The sequence below is a fragment of the Winogradskyella damuponensis genome (assembly GCF_039538385.1).
Classification (GTDB): domain Bacteria; phylum Bacteroidota; class Bacteroidia; order Flavobacteriales; family Flavobacteriaceae; genus Winogradskyella; species Winogradskyella damuponensis.
Genome location: NZ_BAABCB010000015.1, coordinates 235,507 through 253,281 on the forward strand (window position 1 = coordinate 235,507; position 17,775 = coordinate 253,281).

Annotated in this window: 12 protein-coding genes; 7 read left to right on the forward strand and 5 right to left on the reverse strand. The window is 33.3% G+C overall.

Annotated elements, in window-relative coordinates; all coding sequences use genetic code 11:
- Positions 1 to 36 precede the first annotated feature (36 nt).
- On the forward strand, positions 37 to 2,670 hold the full coding sequence (locus ABD730_RS06850; RefSeq protein WP_344713507.1) for a chondroitinase-B domain-containing protein: 2,634 nt from the start codon (positions 37 to 39) through the stop codon (positions 2,668 to 2,670).
- A gap of 141 nt (positions 2,671 to 2,811) precedes the next feature.
- Here ABD730_RS06850 and ABD730_RS06855 read toward each other — a convergent pair whose 3' ends face one another.
- The 5 genes from ABD730_RS06855 to ABD730_RS06875 form a co-directional block, all read right to left on the reverse strand.
- Entirely contained in the window at positions 2,812 to 3,567 is a 756-nt protein-coding gene (locus tag ABD730_RS06855; protein WP_344713509.1) for a hypothetical protein, read from the reverse strand.
- The gene (gene purL, locus ABD730_RS06860) at positions 3,557 to 7,225 is read right to left on the reverse strand and encodes a phosphoribosylformylglycinamidine synthase (RefSeq protein WP_344713512.1); all 3,669 of its coding nucleotides are present in this window, start codon (positions 7,223 to 7,225) and stop codon (positions 3,557 to 3,559) included. Before purL ends, ABD730_RS06855 begins: the two co-directional genes overlap by 11 nt.
- A gap of 161 nt (positions 7,226 to 7,386) precedes the next feature.
- Positions 7,387 to 8,475, reverse strand: coding sequence for an endonuclease (locus tag ABD730_RS06865; protein WP_344713515.1), 1,089 nt, complete (start codon positions 8,473 to 8,475; stop codon positions 7,387 to 7,389).
- A gap of 203 nt (positions 8,476 to 8,678) precedes the next feature.
- The gene (locus ABD730_RS06870; protein ID WP_344713518.1) at positions 8,679 to 10,505 is read right to left on the reverse strand and encodes an endonuclease; all 1,827 of its coding nucleotides are present in this window, start codon (positions 10,503 to 10,505) and stop codon (positions 8,679 to 8,681) included.
- A gap of 27 nt (positions 10,506 to 10,532) precedes the next feature.
- Complete coding sequence (locus tag ABD730_RS06875) at positions 10,533 to 11,744, reverse strand: RsmB/NOP family class I SAM-dependent RNA methyltransferase (protein WP_334467285.1); 1,212 nt, start codon at positions 11,742 to 11,744, stop codon at positions 10,533 to 10,535.
- Between the two features lie 190 nt (positions 11,745 to 11,934).
- Between ABD730_RS06875 and ABD730_RS06880 the strand changes: the two genes are divergently transcribed.
- The 6 genes from ABD730_RS06880 to ABD730_RS06905 all read left to right on the forward strand — a co-directional run bounded on the left by ABD730_RS06880 (position 11,935) and on the right by ABD730_RS06905 (position 17,747).
- Positions 11,935 to 12,513 carry an RNA polymerase sigma factor gene (locus tag ABD730_RS06880; RefSeq protein ID WP_344713521.1) on the forward strand — a complete coding sequence of 193 codons (579 nt, stop codon included), beginning with the start codon at positions 11,935 to 11,937 and terminating at the stop codon, positions 12,511 to 12,513.
- 38 nt (positions 12,514 to 12,551) lie between these two features.
- Positions 12,552 to 12,866 carry a hypothetical protein gene (locus tag ABD730_RS06885; protein WP_334467288.1) on the forward strand — a complete coding sequence of 105 codons (315 nt, stop codon included), beginning with the start codon at positions 12,552 to 12,554 and terminating at the stop codon, positions 12,864 to 12,866.
- A 2-nt stretch (positions 12,867 to 12,868) separates the two neighbouring features.
- Positions 12,869 to 13,372 carry a hypothetical protein gene (locus ABD730_RS06890; protein ID WP_344713523.1) on the forward strand — a complete coding sequence of 168 codons (504 nt, stop codon included), beginning with the start codon at positions 12,869 to 12,871 and terminating at the stop codon, positions 13,370 to 13,372.
- Positions 13,373 to 13,638: 266 nt separating this feature from the next.
- Positions 13,639 to 15,954, forward strand: a complete 2,316-nt coding sequence (locus ABD730_RS06895; protein ID WP_344713525.1) for a CotH kinase family protein — start codon at positions 13,639 to 13,641, stop codon at positions 15,952 to 15,954.
- Positions 15,955 to 16,180: 226 nt separating this feature from the next.
- A complete protein-coding gene (locus ABD730_RS06900; protein WP_215925330.1) occupies positions 16,181 to 16,468 on the forward strand; it encodes an EF-hand domain-containing protein in 288 nt (95 codons plus the stop codon).
- Positions 16,469 to 16,640: 172 nt separating this feature from the next.
- Positions 16,641 to 17,747 carry a YHYH protein gene (locus ABD730_RS06905; protein ID WP_344713527.1) on the forward strand — a complete coding sequence of 369 codons (1,107 nt, stop codon included), beginning with the start codon at positions 16,641 to 16,643 and terminating at the stop codon, positions 17,745 to 17,747.
- Positions 17,748 to 17,775: the final 28 nt, after the last annotated feature.

Here is a 17,775-nt window from a genome sequence, read left to right on the forward strand (position 1 = left end):
ACCAATCAAAATAATCAATATTTAATTTTTACGAGTATGAAAACATTTTACCCTTTTAAGACTTCAATTTTTATTGCAATATGTACATTGCTATTATCAACATTTAGTGTGTTTTCTCAAGAAACATACATTATTAGTAATCCTGAAGATCTAGATGCCTTAAATGAAACCCTTGCAGCAGGAGATACTGTTATTTTGCAAGATGGAGTATATGACTCAGATGATAGAATTAAATTTTCACCTACAACAGGTACTGCAGATATGCCTATTACTTTTAGAGCAGAAACACCTGGAGGAGTAAAGTTTACAGGTGGTTTAAGAATGAGTATTGGTGGAGATCATGTTATTGTTGATGGTTTTTATTGGCAAGGAGGTTATGGATCGAGTGTTGTTATTGAATTCAGAGATGGGGAAGATTATGCTAATAATAGTACAATTCAAAATTGTGCAATGAATGGCTTAACTGTTGATCCTGCAGACCAGGTAGAAGGGCAAAGTAAAAAACACAATTGGGTTATGCTGTACGGTACGTATAATACTGTAATTAATTGTTCGTTTATGAATAAATCTAATGCAGGAAATATGATTTTAGTAGAATTAGCATATAACGCATATCCTCCTGTTGAAGATGGTGAGCCTGAAATAAATACGAGTTGCGATATTGTTGGTCATACAATTAGTAATAACTACTTCTATAACTACGAAAAAATTGATTCTAATTTAACTAATGCTGGTGATAGTGAAACCATACGTATTGGTACTAGTTCTTATCAGAATGTTGATAGTAGCGTAATGGTAAGTAATAATTATTTTGTTCAGGCAGATGGTGAAAATGAAATTATTACTAATAAAAGTAAAAACAACTCTTATATTAATAATACATTTAGAAGAAGTAGAGGGTCTTTAGTGCTTAGACACGGTTCTAACGCAACAGTAGAAGGGAATTACTTTTTAGGTGAAAATGTAGACGGTACAGGAGGTGTTAGAATTGTAGATAGTGAGCATACAATTACTAATAATTATATTCAAGACTGTATAACAGTGGTTGATCAGGCAAAGTGGAATAACGGTATTACATTTTTAGGTGGAAGTGCTAATAACGCTGTGTCATGTTCTTCTGATAATACTTCAAGCGATTATCAGAAAGTGGAAAATATAAGTATTTCTAATAATACAATTATAAACACTAATGCTCCATTATACTATAACACAGATAAAGGGTCAACAGATCCAACTGGAACAGTTTCTAATAATTTAATTTATTTCACTGCGGGCAATCCAAATATCTCCAATGTTATTAGTGGAGATACCGACAATGCATATGCTAACCTTGGCACAACTTTAAATTACAGTGGAAATGTTTATGCAGGCGCTACATTGGGAGCTACTAATCTTGGTTTTTCTGAAGAGTCAGGAATTATGGCGACTTCTGTTGGAGAAATTTTTACATTTTCAGGACTTGGCTCTGTAGGCAAAGGAGCTGATATGGGTGTTTATGCTCCAACAACGGATGCTATGGTTGGTCAAGGCATTGGAGCTTGTTTTTTAAATAATTTAGGAGCGAGTATAATTGATGGAGATTGTACCATTGAAATACCAGAATCATTAACAGTGAGTAGTTTGCCTGTGCTTGATTCTGAAGCTGCTAATTATGATGTTTCTGTGAATGCAAATGTAAGTTGGGCAGCTGTTTCCAATGATCCATGGATATCTATTGATATTAATTTAGGTACAGGTGATGCTACAGTTGTAGTATCTGTAACCGATAATGAAGAAACTAGTAGTAGAACAGGTTCAGTAACTTTTACTCAAACATCTGGAGAAAATGTAATTGTAAGACAATTAAATATAACTCAAAATGGGGCTGATTTAACAGATCTATACAACCTTATTAATACAGGTTTAGATGACGATCCGGTTACTATTCATTCGTTCTCACAAGAGCAAGTAGATCTTGATGCAGATCCTCCAAAAACAAATTATGCAAATAACACTTTAGATAAAGATACAGGAACACAATGGACAGCAGCAGATGGAGATGTTTTACCTGGTGATTATAAGGGTGACGGAGAATATGTAATTTACGATTTAAATGATGAGTATGAACTTGATTTAATACAGATAGCAACAGATGATAAGTCTGACCCTTATGGCATTCAAATTTGGGTTTCTACAACAGGAACAGCACCTTCAGATTTTACAATGCTTTTACCAACAGCAGGCGAGTTATTAATAACAACAACAACGGGAACAAGAGATGATTTTGATCAATACGAAGTATCGGCAAATGCGCGTTATGTGAAATTGTTAAGTTTTGGAAGATTTAATACAGCAGGAAATAATAGAACAAGTGTCTGGTCTAACATTACCGAAATAGAATTTTTTGGTACTTCAGCGTTGTCTGTAGGTGAGGTTGATTTGAAAGACAATATTTCAATTTACCCTAATCCAGTAAAAAATAGCTTAACGATTAAGCTTTTAAATGCTACAGAAATAGAGTTTGCAAAAATATACAGTTTAGAAGGTCAGTTAATTTTGAATAAAAAAGTAGCGTTTTTAAACTCAGAAACTTCAATAGATGTCTCAAGTATTGCAAGCGGAACTTATATTCTAAACCTTTCTAATTTAAAAGGAGTTGATATTTCTAAATTTATAATAGTAACAGATTAATAGCAAATCATGTTATAATAGTTTTAGTGTTTTTAAAACTATTCAAAAAAAAGCTTTTACATTGTGTAAAAGCTTTTTTTATAGGTAAAAGATTAATGATTGAACATTCAAAATATGGAATAGTTCATTTAAACTTTTGAGCTATTTTATAGAATTCAAATAGTCTAATTTTTCAAAAAAATCATTTTTATGTTTCTCCCATCGTTTTCCTTTGGCGATGTCTGAAAGCAACTTATTGTTACCGTCAGTATAATTCATGCAAAAAAAGTCTCCATTGGGATGAATTACTATGGTATGAAATCTAGACTTATAATCTCTAAATAGCTCATTTATTATACCAAAATAATCTTTATACCATCTCTCTTTTTTATAGGTTAATGGGTGGCCATTATTGTGTTTAAAGAAATGATACACCTCTGACGTATTTTTTTTACGTAAATTTTTAGTACAGGCCCTCTGATTTTTCACATAGTCTGAATGACTGATTGCATGTCTATGAGATGTGCTGTCTTTAGTATAAACAACGCCCGATTTTTCTGGAAATTCACTTATTTTTTTCAAGGTATCTTGATAGTGGAAGACCATGATTTTTGTTGTATCAATTTTATTTCTATTTGAAAAAAGCAGAAAAAGTTGGTTTCGTTTTATGCTATCTAGTTTTCCAAATAGATATGAATGCCTAAGGCGGTGTAAAACCAGTGTGTCATTTTCGTACCTCAGGCTAGAAAATAGGTTACTTTTTAATTTAATATTGTGTTGTTTTTTAGAAATGTTGAAGTATTCAACATCAGAATACAGCGTGTCTTTAGCATATTGTAGATAATACTTAGGCTTTTTTATCTGCGAGTATCCTAATAATGAAAAACATAATAAAAAAACAAACAGCTTAAATTTCATTGGTAATCCATTTTCTAGCATTCACAAAAGCTTCAAGCCATGGTGATACGTCATCTTTTCGTCCTGCTGGGTAATTAGCCCAGTTCCATTGAAAAATAGAACGTTCAATGTGTGGCATAGTTACTAAATGTCTTCCGGTTTTATCGGTTAACATAGCCGTATTAAAATCTGAACCATTAGGATTAGCAGGATAATCTGTATAACCATATTTGGCTACGATATTGTATTGGTCTTCCGTATAAGGCAATTTGAATTTACCTTCACCATGAGAAATCCAAACTCCTAATGTCGCACCTTCCAATGAAGAAAGCATCACCGAATTATTCTTTTGAATCTTCACAGACGTAAAGCCACTTTCGTGCTTATGAGAATCATTATACGTCATTTTTCCGTGAACCTCGTGTTCTGGATTTACTAAATCGAGTTCCATCATTAATTGACAGCCATTACAAATACCAACAGACAATGTGTCTTTGCGCTTAAAGAAATCATTAATTACTTTATTGGCTTTGTCGTTATATTTAATAGCTCCGGCCCAACCTTTAGCAGAACCTAAAACATCAGAATTACTAAAACCTCCAACAGCTCCTAAAAACTGAATGTCTTCAAGAGTTTCTCTGCCCGAAATTAAATCGGTCATATGCACATCCTTCACATCAAAACCAGCTAAATACATCGCATTTGCCATTTCGCGTTCAGAATTTGAACCTTTTTCTCTAAGAATAGCGGCTTTTGGTCGTGTGTTGGTTGTGCCAAGCGTATCTTTTAATTTTCCTGTAAAATGACTTGGGAAGGTAAAGTCTAAAGCTTGATGTTTATAATTATCAAATCGGTCTTTGGCTAAATCATTAGCGGTTTGTTTTTGATCGAGTAGGAAAGAGGTTTTAAACCACATATCTCGTAATCTTGAAACCGTCATCGTAAAGACTTGACTACCGTTTATAATACCTAAAACATCACTTTCGGTAACGTTACCTATTTTGTGGAATTTGATAGCTGCATCAGAAAGGATAATTTCAATGCTATCATCCTCTGATTGAATTACAAGTCCAGCATTTTCAGCAAATAAAACTTTAAATGAATCCGATTCGTTTAAGCTTGTAATATCTAATTCAGCTCCTAAATTAGTATCTGCAAAACACATTTCTAAAAGTGTGGTTATTAATCCACCAGAAGCCACATCATGACCAGCAACAATTTGATTGTCTTTTATTAAATTTTGAATGGTATTAAATACCGTTTTAACGTAAGCCGCACTTTTTATGTTTGGAGTGGTATTTCCAATTTTGTTATTGATTTGTGCAAATGAACTTCCACCTAATTCAAACGTATCTTGTGATACATTGATATAATAAATAGATCCTTTTCCTTTCTGAAAAACAGGTTCCACAACTTTCGTAATATCATTACAGTTTCCGGCCGCAGAAATAATTACTGTACCTGGAGAAATGACATCACCATCAGGATATTTTTGCTTCATGGATAAGGAATCCTTACCTGTTGGTACGTTGATGCCTAAGTCAATTGAAAATTCTGAAATCGCTTTTACCGCTTCATACAAACGTGCATCTTCACCTTCATTTTTACAAGGCCACATCCAGTTTGCGGATAAAGACACACTCTTAAGTCCATCTTTTAAAGGCGCCCAAATAATATTGGTTAACGCTTCTGCGATAGAGTTGCGACTTCCTGCTTCTGGATTAATTAATCCCGAAATAGGAGAGTGACCAATAGAGGTTGCAATACCTTCTTTACCTTTAAAATCGAGTGCCATCACACCAACATTATTTAAGGGAATTTGTAAAGGACCAACACATTGTTGTTTGGCCACTTTACCACCAACACAGCGGTCTACTTTATTTGTTAACCAATCTTTAGAGGCTACAGCTTCTAGTTGTAATACTTGGTCTAGATAATCGTAGAATTTATTGGTGTCATAAGAAATACCTCCATAGTTTTTTTCAACCGTAATATCGTTCATTATGGTTTTTGGAGAGCTTCCAAACATATCTTCTAAGGCTAAATCCATTGGTTTTTCACCAGTAGTTTTAGATTCGAAAGTAAAGCGGTGTTTTCCTGTAACTTCACCAACATCGTAAATTGGAGAACGTTCTCTATCGGCTATTTTATGTAATGTTTCTAAGTGTTTATCGGCAATCACTAATCCCATACGTTCTTGAGATTCGTTACCAATAATTTCTTTTGCAGACAATGTTGGGTCTCCAACAGGTAATTTGTCTAAATCAATGTTTCCTCCTGTATCTTCAACAAGTTCAGATAAACAGTTAAGGTGTCCACCAGCTCCATGATCGTGAATAGACACAATAAAATTTTCATCGCTTTCTACCATGCCACGAACCGCATTGGCAGCACGTTTTTGCATTTCTGGGTTAGAACGTTGTACAGCATTTAATTCGATACCTGAAGCCAAAGCTCCTGTATCTGCTGAGGACACTGCAGCTCCTCCCATTCCGATTCTATAATTATCACCACCAAGAATCACTATTTTGTCGCCTTCTTGAGGTGTATCTTTTAAAGCTTGATCTGCTTTTCCATACCCAATTCCACCAGCTTGCATAATGACTTTGTCGTAACCAATCTTACCATTTTGATCTTGGTGTTCAAAGGTTAAAACAGAACCACAGATAAGCGGTTGCCCAAATTTATTTCCAAAATCAGAGGCACCATTACTGGCTTTTATTAAAATATCCATTGGAGTTTGGTACAACCATTTACGTTCAGGGAAGGCTTTTTCCCAAGGACGTTCTTCTTCTAAACGCGAGTATGAGGTCATGTAAACGGCTGTTCCGGCTAATGGTAAAGAGCCTTTTCCGCCAGCCAATCGATCTCTAATTTCACCTCCAGAACCTGTTGCTGCTCCATTAAATGGCTCAACAGTTGTTGGGAAATTGTGGGTTTCTGCTTTTAATGAAATTACAGATTCGTAATCTTTAGTTGTATAGTAATCTGGAACATCAGCACGTTTTGGTGCAAATTGCTCAACAACAGGTCCTTTTATAAAGGCGACGTTGTCTTTATATGCTGAAACAATATCGTTAGGATGTTGTTTCGATGTTTCTTTTATAAGTTTGAATAACGACGTTTCTTTTTCTTCTCCATCAATCACAAAGGTTCCATTGAAAATTTTATGACGACAGTGCTCAGAATTGACTTGAGAGAAGCCGAAAACTTCAGAATCTGTTAATGGTCTACCTATTTTTTTAGAAACACTTTTTAAATAGTCAACTTCTTCATCACTAAGTGATAAGCCTTCTTGTTGGTTGTATTCTGAAATGTTTTCAATATTTAGAATCGCTTTAGGTTGAATATCAATTTTGAAAATATCTTGATTTAAACTTTGATATTTTTCAGAAATCATAGGGTCGTAATCTTTGAAATCTTTAGGAACTGAAGTAAATTCTTCAATTCTTAGGATATCAGATATTCCCATATTTTGAGTGATTTCAACAGCGTTTGTACTCCAAGGAGTAATCATTGCTGCTCTAGGTCCAACAAAAAAAGCATCGAGAGATGCTTGTTCTATTTTTGGTTGGTCGCCAAATAACCATGTCAATTTTGAAACGGTTTCTGTTGATAATTCTTTTGTTGCTTGAACAGCAAATACCTTGCTGTTTTGGTTTCCGAAGAAATGAATCATTTATGTCGTGTGTTTGAGTTGTGTTTAGTAAAATGCAAATTTACTTTTTTTAAACGTGATTTAACTCATAATTGTGTATTGAAAATTGGGAGTTGTTCACGATGTTTTAAACATAAAAAAAAGCGACTCACTGAGTCGCTTTTTTTATATGATAGTTATACTTATTGCTTGATTAATCTTTTTGTCTGCGTACCGACTTCAGAATTTAACTTTACGATATAAACACCTTTAGTTAATGTAGAGATATTTAATTTAGATTGGTTTGATGAGATGTTTTGAACCGTGACTTTTTTACCTAAAATATCATAAACTTCGGCAATAATGTCATGGTTTGATAAAATAGTAACCTCATTACCATTTGCAGGATTAGGGAACATTTTAATGCGATCTTGTTCGACTTCTGTAACCGAAAGATTTTCCCATCTGTTTTGAGCTTCAGGGCCTCCCCAAATTACAGTAGCTAAATAAGGGTTGTCTATAAAAGGGTTTCTGTTTCCTTGTGAAAATTCGTTATTTGGATTTCCGTGATAGGTATTTCTTACATCTTCTATACCGCCTTCAACTACAGGATCTTCGGCATTCCATCTTAAAAATAAATCAATCATATCATCAGGTGTCGCTGAGCTACTTCCAAAGCCAACACCTGTTGGTAAACAGCGATCACCGTAACGTATATACATATACATAATAATTCTAGCGCAGTCACCTTTCCATTCATCACCAGGATACCAACCTCCGTTGGTGTTACCAGATTCTCCATTAAGGAATTCACCATTGTTTTTGTCTGTAAATCGTAAGCTTCCGCGTTGACCGTTTCTTTGAACGTCAGTGGGTCTTAACATTTGAGCATCAGAGCCAGGTCCAGAAGTCCCTAAATTTGGGTTTCCTAAAGATTTAGGATACACATGTTCTCTATTCCAATCTCCAACACCACCTCCGTTATTATACTTTCCTCTTGTTCTGTCAGTTGTTATGTCACCATCAGTATCATTATAACCGTAAAGTAAAATGACATTGTTAGGATTGTTAGGATCTACATCCGTAATTCTAGACGCATCCCAAATATCGCTATAGCTTAAATAATAGATGTGATTATCTGTGGTAACGTCGATTAAATCATTTTTTAAGGCTATACCTGTAGCCGAAAAATCAACGTTATTGTAATAAGATTCTAATTCGGTTGGAGGAACTAATTGTGCAAATGCAATTGAAGTTACAAATACTAATAATAGTGTGTGTATATGTTTCATTAATTATAGGTTTTTTAATAGAGACAAGTGAAATCTGTAGAAAGAAGATTTATGTGTTTAGTCTTCTGCAAAGGTAAAAATTTTTATAGATTATATGTTTTTTTAACACCTCCATAGAAAGCCTTTCTTTAAGTTTTGATAATGTTTGTTTTAAACAAAAAAAGCAGCTAAAGAAGCTGCTTTTTATATTAAAAGTTTGTGTTTTATTGCTTAACAAGTTTTTTTGTTACTGTAGAATTCCCTTGCGTGATTCTTACAATATAAATCCCAGTTTTTAAATCTTGAAGATTTAAATGGCTTGTTTTAGATATATTCTTTTTAAAAACGCGTTTTCCAAGAATATCATAGATTTCGATGTCTGTATCTGTATTAGATTTTAAATCTACAGTTAAACTATTTTTAATTGGGTTAGGATGTATCTTAACCTTTGTTGTATTAAATTCATCTGTACTTAATTCTGTGTAACAGGTGTAAGTTAAATCGTCAAATATAACTCTATTGTCAGATGCACTATTATCATCGATTACAATAGAAACACTATTTTCTATATTAATATTAGGAATTGTAATGGTTTGTTCAGTACCACTGTATGCAATTGTACCTACGAATGTTCCGTTTACATTAAGATTAAATGTGCCATCAGAACCACTAAAGGCACGTTTTGTTGTTACAGTAAGCGCACCAATTCCACCAGAGGTTGTCGGTAATGTTAATACACCATCTTTAATAGTAATAGCAGGAGTCATATTAATTTCTTGATCTGTTCTAGCATCTGTAGCGGTCCAGGTTCCACCTTCATCACCTATCCAGCTAACTGTAGAATAAGATCCAATAGAGGTATCTAAATTCTCGAAAGTTTCAGTTAAACAATCTGATCCGCCAATAGTACCATTGTCTGTTGTAGTTTCACAATCTTGATTACTAAATCCAGATTCGTTATTAGCAGCATCTTTAGCTTTAACTGTAAAACAATAATTAGTAGCAGCAATTAAACCCGTTGCTACTGCTGAGGTATTACCAGAGCTAAAGGCAAACGTTCCGTCAATATAGATATCATACGATATAACTCCAATATTATCGCTAGAAGCTGTCCAAGATAAAGTAATACTATTGTCTGTAGGATTAGAGGCTGTTAAATTAGTAGGGTTTGTTGGTGCTTCAGTATCTGACGTTGGGTTCCATATCATGTCGGCATATTCTGGATGATCTACAAAAGGGTTTGCATTGCCTTGAAAATCATAAGCTGCATTGTTTCTATCACGTTCTCTTTGGTCTACAGGGTCTACATTGTTGTGCCAATCGAGTAAAACCTCAATTGCCCAAGGAAAAAATACTTGGTCTTCGGTTCCGTTAAACATGTCAAAACTTGTATAACCATCAACAGTACTTTCGTAACGTGTAGCAAAATAAAGTAAGGCTCTAGCGATATCACCTTTAAACTCATCGATAGGTTCAAAAACTATACCTGAATAGCCAGGCATTGCACTTGTACCTCTTTTAGAACCATTTTGAGATGTAAGGTTTGCAGATCCTACATTTCCAAAAGGATAAGAGCCTCTATAGTTATTAACTCTACAATCTGTTGGAATAACGTGATGGATATCACTTTGCATAGGGTAATTACTATTAAAAGAGGATTGTGGTACTAAGTGCTCTCTGTTATAACAATCTCCTTCTGAATTTTGATTACCACCTTCATCAACATTATGTGTAAAATTGTATGGATCTGCACCTGTTGGATTTTCAGAATAGAAATCTAGAACCGTTCCGTCATTTTCATAAATGTTTCCAGAAGATACAGGGACATCAGAGTGTGTGTCTACATAGCCATTAGAACCAGAAACACCAGAACCGTCATAAAGCTGGTCGTATGTTCTAGCTGTGTGACCGTTAGATATAATACTTTTGAGCTGTGTTTTTAATTCGAAACCCGATAAGCCATTAGCACTATCGTAGTAATTAGATGGTATTTGAGCAAAACTAAAGCTTAAAGTAAATAATGCTATAATTATAATATAAATATGTTTCATGCTTAATATTACTTTTTAAAATTGGGGTTATTTCTTTTCTAAAAGTGCCATATAAAACCCATCAAAACCAGATTTGTATGCTAAAACTTTTTTGTCTTTAATAAACGTAAATTCTTTGCCTGCATCTGTTGTTAAAAATGTCTCAACTTGTTTTTGATTTTCTGAAGGTAAAACAGAACAGGTTGCATAGACCATCTTTCCGCCAGGTTTTACCATTTTAGAGTATTGTTCTAAAACGTCTTGTTGTGTTTGTTTGATGTTTTCTATAAACTCAGGTTCTAATTTCCATTTGGCATCTGGATTTCGTCTTAACACACCTAAACCAGAACAAGGAGCATCTATTAATAAGCGATCTGCCTTACCATGTAATTTTTTAATAGGCTTTGTAGAATCGATAACTTTCATTTCAATATTATGAACTCCATTTCTACGTGCTCTAATTTTAAGTTTTTTCAATTTACTTTCGTAAATATCCATAGCAATAAGTTGACCTTTATTTTCCATTAAAGACGCTAAATGCAAAGTTTTTCCGCCAGCACCAGCACAGACATCTACTACCTTCATACCAGGCTTTACGTCTAAATAATCGGCTACTAATTGTGAAGAAGCATCCTGAACTTCAAACCAGCCATTTTTAAAAGCTTCAGTTTTAAATACATTAGCACGTTCAACTAATTTTAAAGCCGAAGGATGCTGAGGTAAAAACTCGGTTTCAATATCTTCTGATTGTAATTTAAGTTGTAAATCTTTTTTAGTTGTTTTTAATGTATTTACTCTAAGAATAACATCTGCTTGTTCATTTTGTTTCGCAATTTCCTTGGTCCACTCAGCTTCACCTAATTCCTTTACTCCTAATTCATCTATCCAATCAGGAATAGATTCTTTATATTTTCTAATTTTAGAAAGCTCATCAAAACGGCCTTTTATTTTTCGAGTTGGAGTATCTGTAAAGTATTTCCAATCTGGTAATTTAATGCCTTTTAATGTTGCCCAAACAGCAAACATTCTCCACAAATCATCTCTGTGGTATGGTGCTTTTACATTTGCTATTTCGGCATAAAGTCTTTGGTAACGTACAATGGTATAAACGGTTTCTGCAACAAAACCTCTATCTCTGCTTCCCCAACGTTTATCGCGTTTTAGTAATTGTTGTATCACTTTATCTGCATATTCACCTTCATTAAAAATAAGGTGTAATCCGTCAATTACGGCAAAGCATAAATTTCTGTGTAGTCTCATAAAAAAAGATTCAATTTTCTTCTCTTAATATGCAGTTTGGTTTGTCTGCAAAAAAGAACAAGCAAAGGTACGTTAAAAGTTTAAAAGTATGAGGCTTTGTTTAAAAGTGTTATTTTTAAAAAAAATAATTAGAAAGAGCGCAAGTTTTTGTTAGAAATGGTATCTAAAGATAATTAAGCAATAAAATTTTTTGACAGAAACTGAATTTATAGAGCAATTAAAACAGAAAAGCACAATAGCTTACAGTAGGCTTGTGGACGATTTTCAACAAAAAGTCTTCGCGACCTGTATCTCTTTTGTGCCTAATAAAGAGGATGCAGAAGATATTGCTCAAGACGTTTTTGTAGAGGTCTATAATGCTATTGATAAGTTTAAGGGAGATTCAAGATTATCGACTTGGATTTATAGAATTACAACAAACAAGTGTTTAGAATTTATTAGAAAGAAAAACACCAAAAAACGTTTCGCTTTTTTACAGTCTATAACAGGAAATGCCATTCCAATGGATAAAACAGATTATTTTACTGAAATGAATCATCCTGGAATTTTATTAGAAAACAAAGAGCTAACTGCTACATTGTTTAAAGCAATTAGTCGTTTGCCAGAAAGCCAATCCGTGGTTTTTACACTGCATAAAATAGACGGTAAAAGTTACCAAGAAGTTGCAGAGATTACAAAGCGGAGTTTATCATCGGTTGAATCTGTTATGTTTAGAGCCAAAAAGAATTTAAAAGGATTATTAGAAAATTATTATAAAAATGAACAGTAGCGCAAGTTTTTTTAAACTTTTGCATCTAAATATAAAATATGAAAATTAATGTTGATATGACTAAAAAAGTAAATGACACTTTCGATTCTATTGAAGCGATACAAGAAGTTAAAGTGTCTCCTTTTTTTAAGGAAAATGTGATGCATAAAATTCGTATGGCATCCGAAGATATTCAAGAAACAACCTACTCATGGTTTACACCAAAATTACAGTTAGCGACTTTGGTTTGTGTAGTTGTTTTAAATATGATGGCATTTAATAATTTAAAAGAAACTACTTACGATAAAAATGTGAGCAGTTTTGCAGAGTCTTATGGCTTATCTACAACTATTGAATCTACTTTATTAAAATAATCATGAAGAAGAATAACATATTATATATTTTAGTTGCTTTTCTAATTGTAGTTAATGGATTTTTTCTATTTAATTACATGAGTAAAAGTGATGGTAACACGTTAAATGAACCTAAAGGAAATAGAGATTTTATTGTAAAAGAATTGGGGTTTAATAAAGCGCAGTTAGCAGAGTTCAAGGCCAATAGTAAAGACCATCATAAAACGATGATGCGCTTATCAGACGAAATTAAAGATTTAAAAGATGAACTCTTTAGTAAATTGTCAGATGACTCTATTAATGAAGCAACAATTGATTCTATTTCATCTTTAATTAGCGAAAAAGAAAAAATAAAAGACAAAGAAGTTTTTTATCATTTTAAAATGATACAAGAGTTGTCTAATGATAAACAAAAAGAAAAGTTTAAAACAATAATAATGGATGCTTTACGTAAGGGCGAACAAGGACAGAGACCACCACGTTATGGAGAAGGTAAGGGACACAGACCTCCGCCACGGAATTCGTAATTAAAAAACTACTAAAAGACCTTCAAGTATTGAGGGTCTTTTTTTTGTTTTATTTCAGAAAAACGGTCGCTCGTTTAAATCAGTACGTAGGTCAATAACAGGCAAACATTTAAGAGGTGAAATCCTAATGTTAGCTTTTAAACAACAAAACGAGTTCGAAGATGAGTAGTGCTTTTCTTTTTTCAAAAAAAGAGAGCATAAAGCACAAGTTTTTTTTAAATACGGCATCTAAACAATTATTGCGTTAATAATTTTAAACTAAACAAATGAAAAAAACAATTACTCAATTAGTATGCTTGTTAGTATCAATAAATGCGTTTTCGCAGGATTTGTATGACATAAACACTATTCAAACTATAGAGATTCAATTTGCTCAAAGCAATTGGGATGCGCTTTTAGATGCCGAAAAAGCAGGTGATAATAATTATACAGAAGCCACTTCTGTAACAATTAATGGAACTGTTTATAATCAGGTTGGTGTAAAATATAAGGGAAATAGCTCTTATAGTGCAAACCAAACAAAGAATCCATTTCATATTGAGCTAGATACTTATGTAGATCAAGAACACCAAGGTTATACAGATATAAAATTGGCAAATGTAATGTTTGACCCTTCTTTTGTAAGGGAAACGGTAGCTTATAATATTGTAAATCAATATATGGATGCACCTCAAGCCAACTATGCAAATGTGTATGTTAATGGAGATTTAATAGGTTTATACACCAATACAGAATCTGTTTCAAAGAAATTTGTGAATAAACATTTCAATTCTAATGACAATGCTTTTTTTAGTTGTAGTCCACCAGATGGTGCAGGACCTCAGAGTAATAACTTACCAAACTTACAATATTTAGGAACTAATAGCTCAAGTTATGATGATGCTTATGAAATCAAATCAGATGACGACAATGATCCAACAGTTGCTGATGCTCATTGGAATGATTTAATAGAATTAACTCAAATTTTAAATAACGACATCACTAATATAGAATCTGTGTTAGACGTTGATATGGCTATTTGGATGCTAGCATTTGACAATGTTATGGTGAATTTAGACAGTTATATCGGTCAGTTTAAGCAAAATTATTATTTATATAAAGACAATAACGGACAGTTTAAGCCTGTGGTTTGGGATCTAAACATGTCTTTTGGAACTTTTGGTATGACAGGCGAAAGTGGAGGAGGTCCTGGTCCAGGTGGTCCAGGAGGAAATTTAAACTCAACGACACAAAAGGCACAGTTAGATCATTTATTGCACGATACAGATGCTAATTTCCCATTAGTTTCTAAACTGTTGGCAGTACCTAAATATAAGAGAATGTATTTAGCACATTTTAAAACTATTTTAACCGAAAACATTAGTAATTCAAACTACTTAACTTTAGCTAATGATTATCAAGCTATAATCTCTGTAGCAGTAATGGCAGATACAAATAAGTTCTATACCGATGCTCAGTTTACTGGTAATATAAATACAGATTATAGTGTAGATATGAATACAGCTTCTGGACTTACAAATTTAATGAATGCTAGAAGTACATACTTATTGGCACAATCAGATTTTACAAATACACAACCCACTATAGTTAACTTAGGATCTTCGGTAACTACACCTACAATTGGAGATGTAATTACAATTACAGCAGATGTTACAGATACAAATGATGTATTTTTAGGATATAGAACAGATGAAACACTCCCATTTACAAAAGTTGAAATGTTTGACGATGGCGCACATAATGATGGTGCTTCAGGAGATGGTGTTTATGGTACAGATATTACAATAGATGAAGCTTACATGCAATATTACATCTATGCAGAAAATAGTAATATAGGTGCCTTTTCTCCAGCAAGAGCAGAATATGAATTTTATACAGTAGATGCTACTTACCCGACCTTAAATGTAGGTGATTTGGTAATCAACGAAATCGTAGCTTCAAACGATACAGGTGAAACTGATGATGCGGGCGAATATGAAGATTGGATAGAGCTATACAATACCACAAACACGACATTAAGTTTGGATAACCTATATTTATCTGATGATGCAGAGGATCCTTTAGTTTATCAATTTCCAACAGGAACAACTTTAGCAGCTGACAGTTATTTAATTGTTTGGTGCGATAAGGATACCGAACAAGGAGAGTTTCATGCCGATTTTAAATTCTCTTCAGGTGGTGAAACAGCTATATTGTCGTATGCAGATGGCACTGTTTTACAAAATATAACCTTTGGAGAACAAACTACAGATATGGCTTATGCTAGAAATCCAAACGGAACAGGTGATTTTGTGATTCAAGCACCAACATTTGGAATGAATAATGAGTCTCTTTCGGTTGACGAGGTTACATTTAATAATCACTTAAGATATTTTCCAAATCCAACAAAAGATTATATAACTATAGAGAATTCAAATTTTTCAATTGAGTCGGTTGAGGTATATAACCTACAAGGTCAGCAATTGCATAAAAATGAATACACAAACAGAAATTCAATCACTTTAGATTTTACATCCTTTTCCAAGGGACTATATATGGTGGTGGTTAATAAAACATCAATTTTAAAAATCGCAAAAAAATAACAGCTTATAGGATTTGTAATTCATATCTATTTAAATTGTTTTAAAAACAGAAAAGCTCAAGAAATATAATGGTCTTGAGCTTTTGTCTTTAATAAAGCTTACAATTAATAGATGAGTTTATGCTTTAATAATGACGGTTATAAGTTTTGTGTTTTTTTTAACAAGAATGCACACAAGTTAAAAAGGATAAGCACATCTAAACTTATATAACTTAAAATTTAAAAAAATGAAAAGCAACACATTTAAAACAGCAGTACTGGTCTTTGGAATTATGATTATTTCCAATATGTCTTATGGACAATCACAAGGAAGGCAAGAAAGAAAAGCACCACCAACATTTAGTGAATTATTAAAAGAGATGGATAAAAACGAAGATGGTAAACTTTCAAAAGAAGAATTAAAAGGCCCATTAAAAGAAAATTTTTCTAAAGTAGATACAGATGAAGATGGATTTATTACAGAAGAAGAATTTAAAAAAGCACCAAAGCCTAAAAGAAAAGAGAGAAACAAGTAAAGCTAAAAAATAGAAACAAGAATTTGAGTTAGTCCTAAGATTTTTGATTTTGATTGGTAGATAGTGGTTAAAGGCTTCGAGAGAAATTTCGGAGCTTTTTTCAAAAATAGACCCGATTAGCACAAGTTTTATTAGAATAACGCATCTAAAAATAAAATTTAAATCATAGAAAATGAAATATTTAAATAAAAGCATAGGTATTATGGCTTTATCTGTGTTGTTAATTTGTAATAGTTGTAAAGGAACTAGTGAACATAGTCATGATGGTTTAGGTGAGCACTCACATGCAACTGAAAGCGTAGCTAACTATTATTTTGGAGCTTACAGTTTAGAGGACGAAAATTATGGTACCAAAACAAAAGTAACACTTACAGCAAATCAACGTATTATGGTAACCAATGCATTACCAAATCATAAAACAGGAGCATTTCCAACAAAAGGAAATCCTAATACAATTTCTGCACAAAACAGAACCTATACCTTTCCTATAACCCCACAATATACAGGAAAAGCAGAATGGGTTAGAGAGCCAGGAGTAGCATTAAATGGAGTAAAGTTTGAACCAGGAACAGCAGAAGTTGTAGAGTGTGAAACAGGTGAGAATTATCGTGTTGAAGCTCTTCAAGATGTTATCGATTTAGGGTTGGATTTTAACCATGCACATGTACAACCAACAGGAGCTTACCATTACCATGGCACGCCAACGTCTGTTATCCAAAATTTTGATACAGGAGAAGATTTAGTTCATATTGGATTTGCACACGATGGCTTTCCAATGTATTACTCTAAAAGTGGTAAATATAAACCAAGTTATAAAGCCCTTGATGGAAATAGAGAAGGAGAAGAATGTACGTATGAAAATCCGCATCAATCTATGGATATTTCTGTTGGAGGTCATCACGACGGTACCTTTACTTCAGATTTTGAATATGTAGAAGGCTCTGGAGATTTGGACGAGTGTAACGGAATTACTATAAACGGACAATACATGTATCTAGTAACTAATGAGTTTCCTTATGTAAGTCGTTGTTTAATGGGAGAAGTTTCTCAATCAGAACGCCAAGGACCACCAAATAGAGATGGTAGAAACCAAGGTCAAAGACCAAGCGCAAAAGCTATTATAGCTGAGATGGATAGTAACAAAGACGGAAAACTATCTAAAAACGAAATAAAAGGACCATTAGTTAATGAATTCTCTACGGTAGATACTAACAACGATGGTTTTATCTCTCTTGAAGAATTAAAAAATGTAAACCAAGAAAAAAGACAACGTCCTTAAGCGGTTAGGAATTAATTTTTAAAACAAA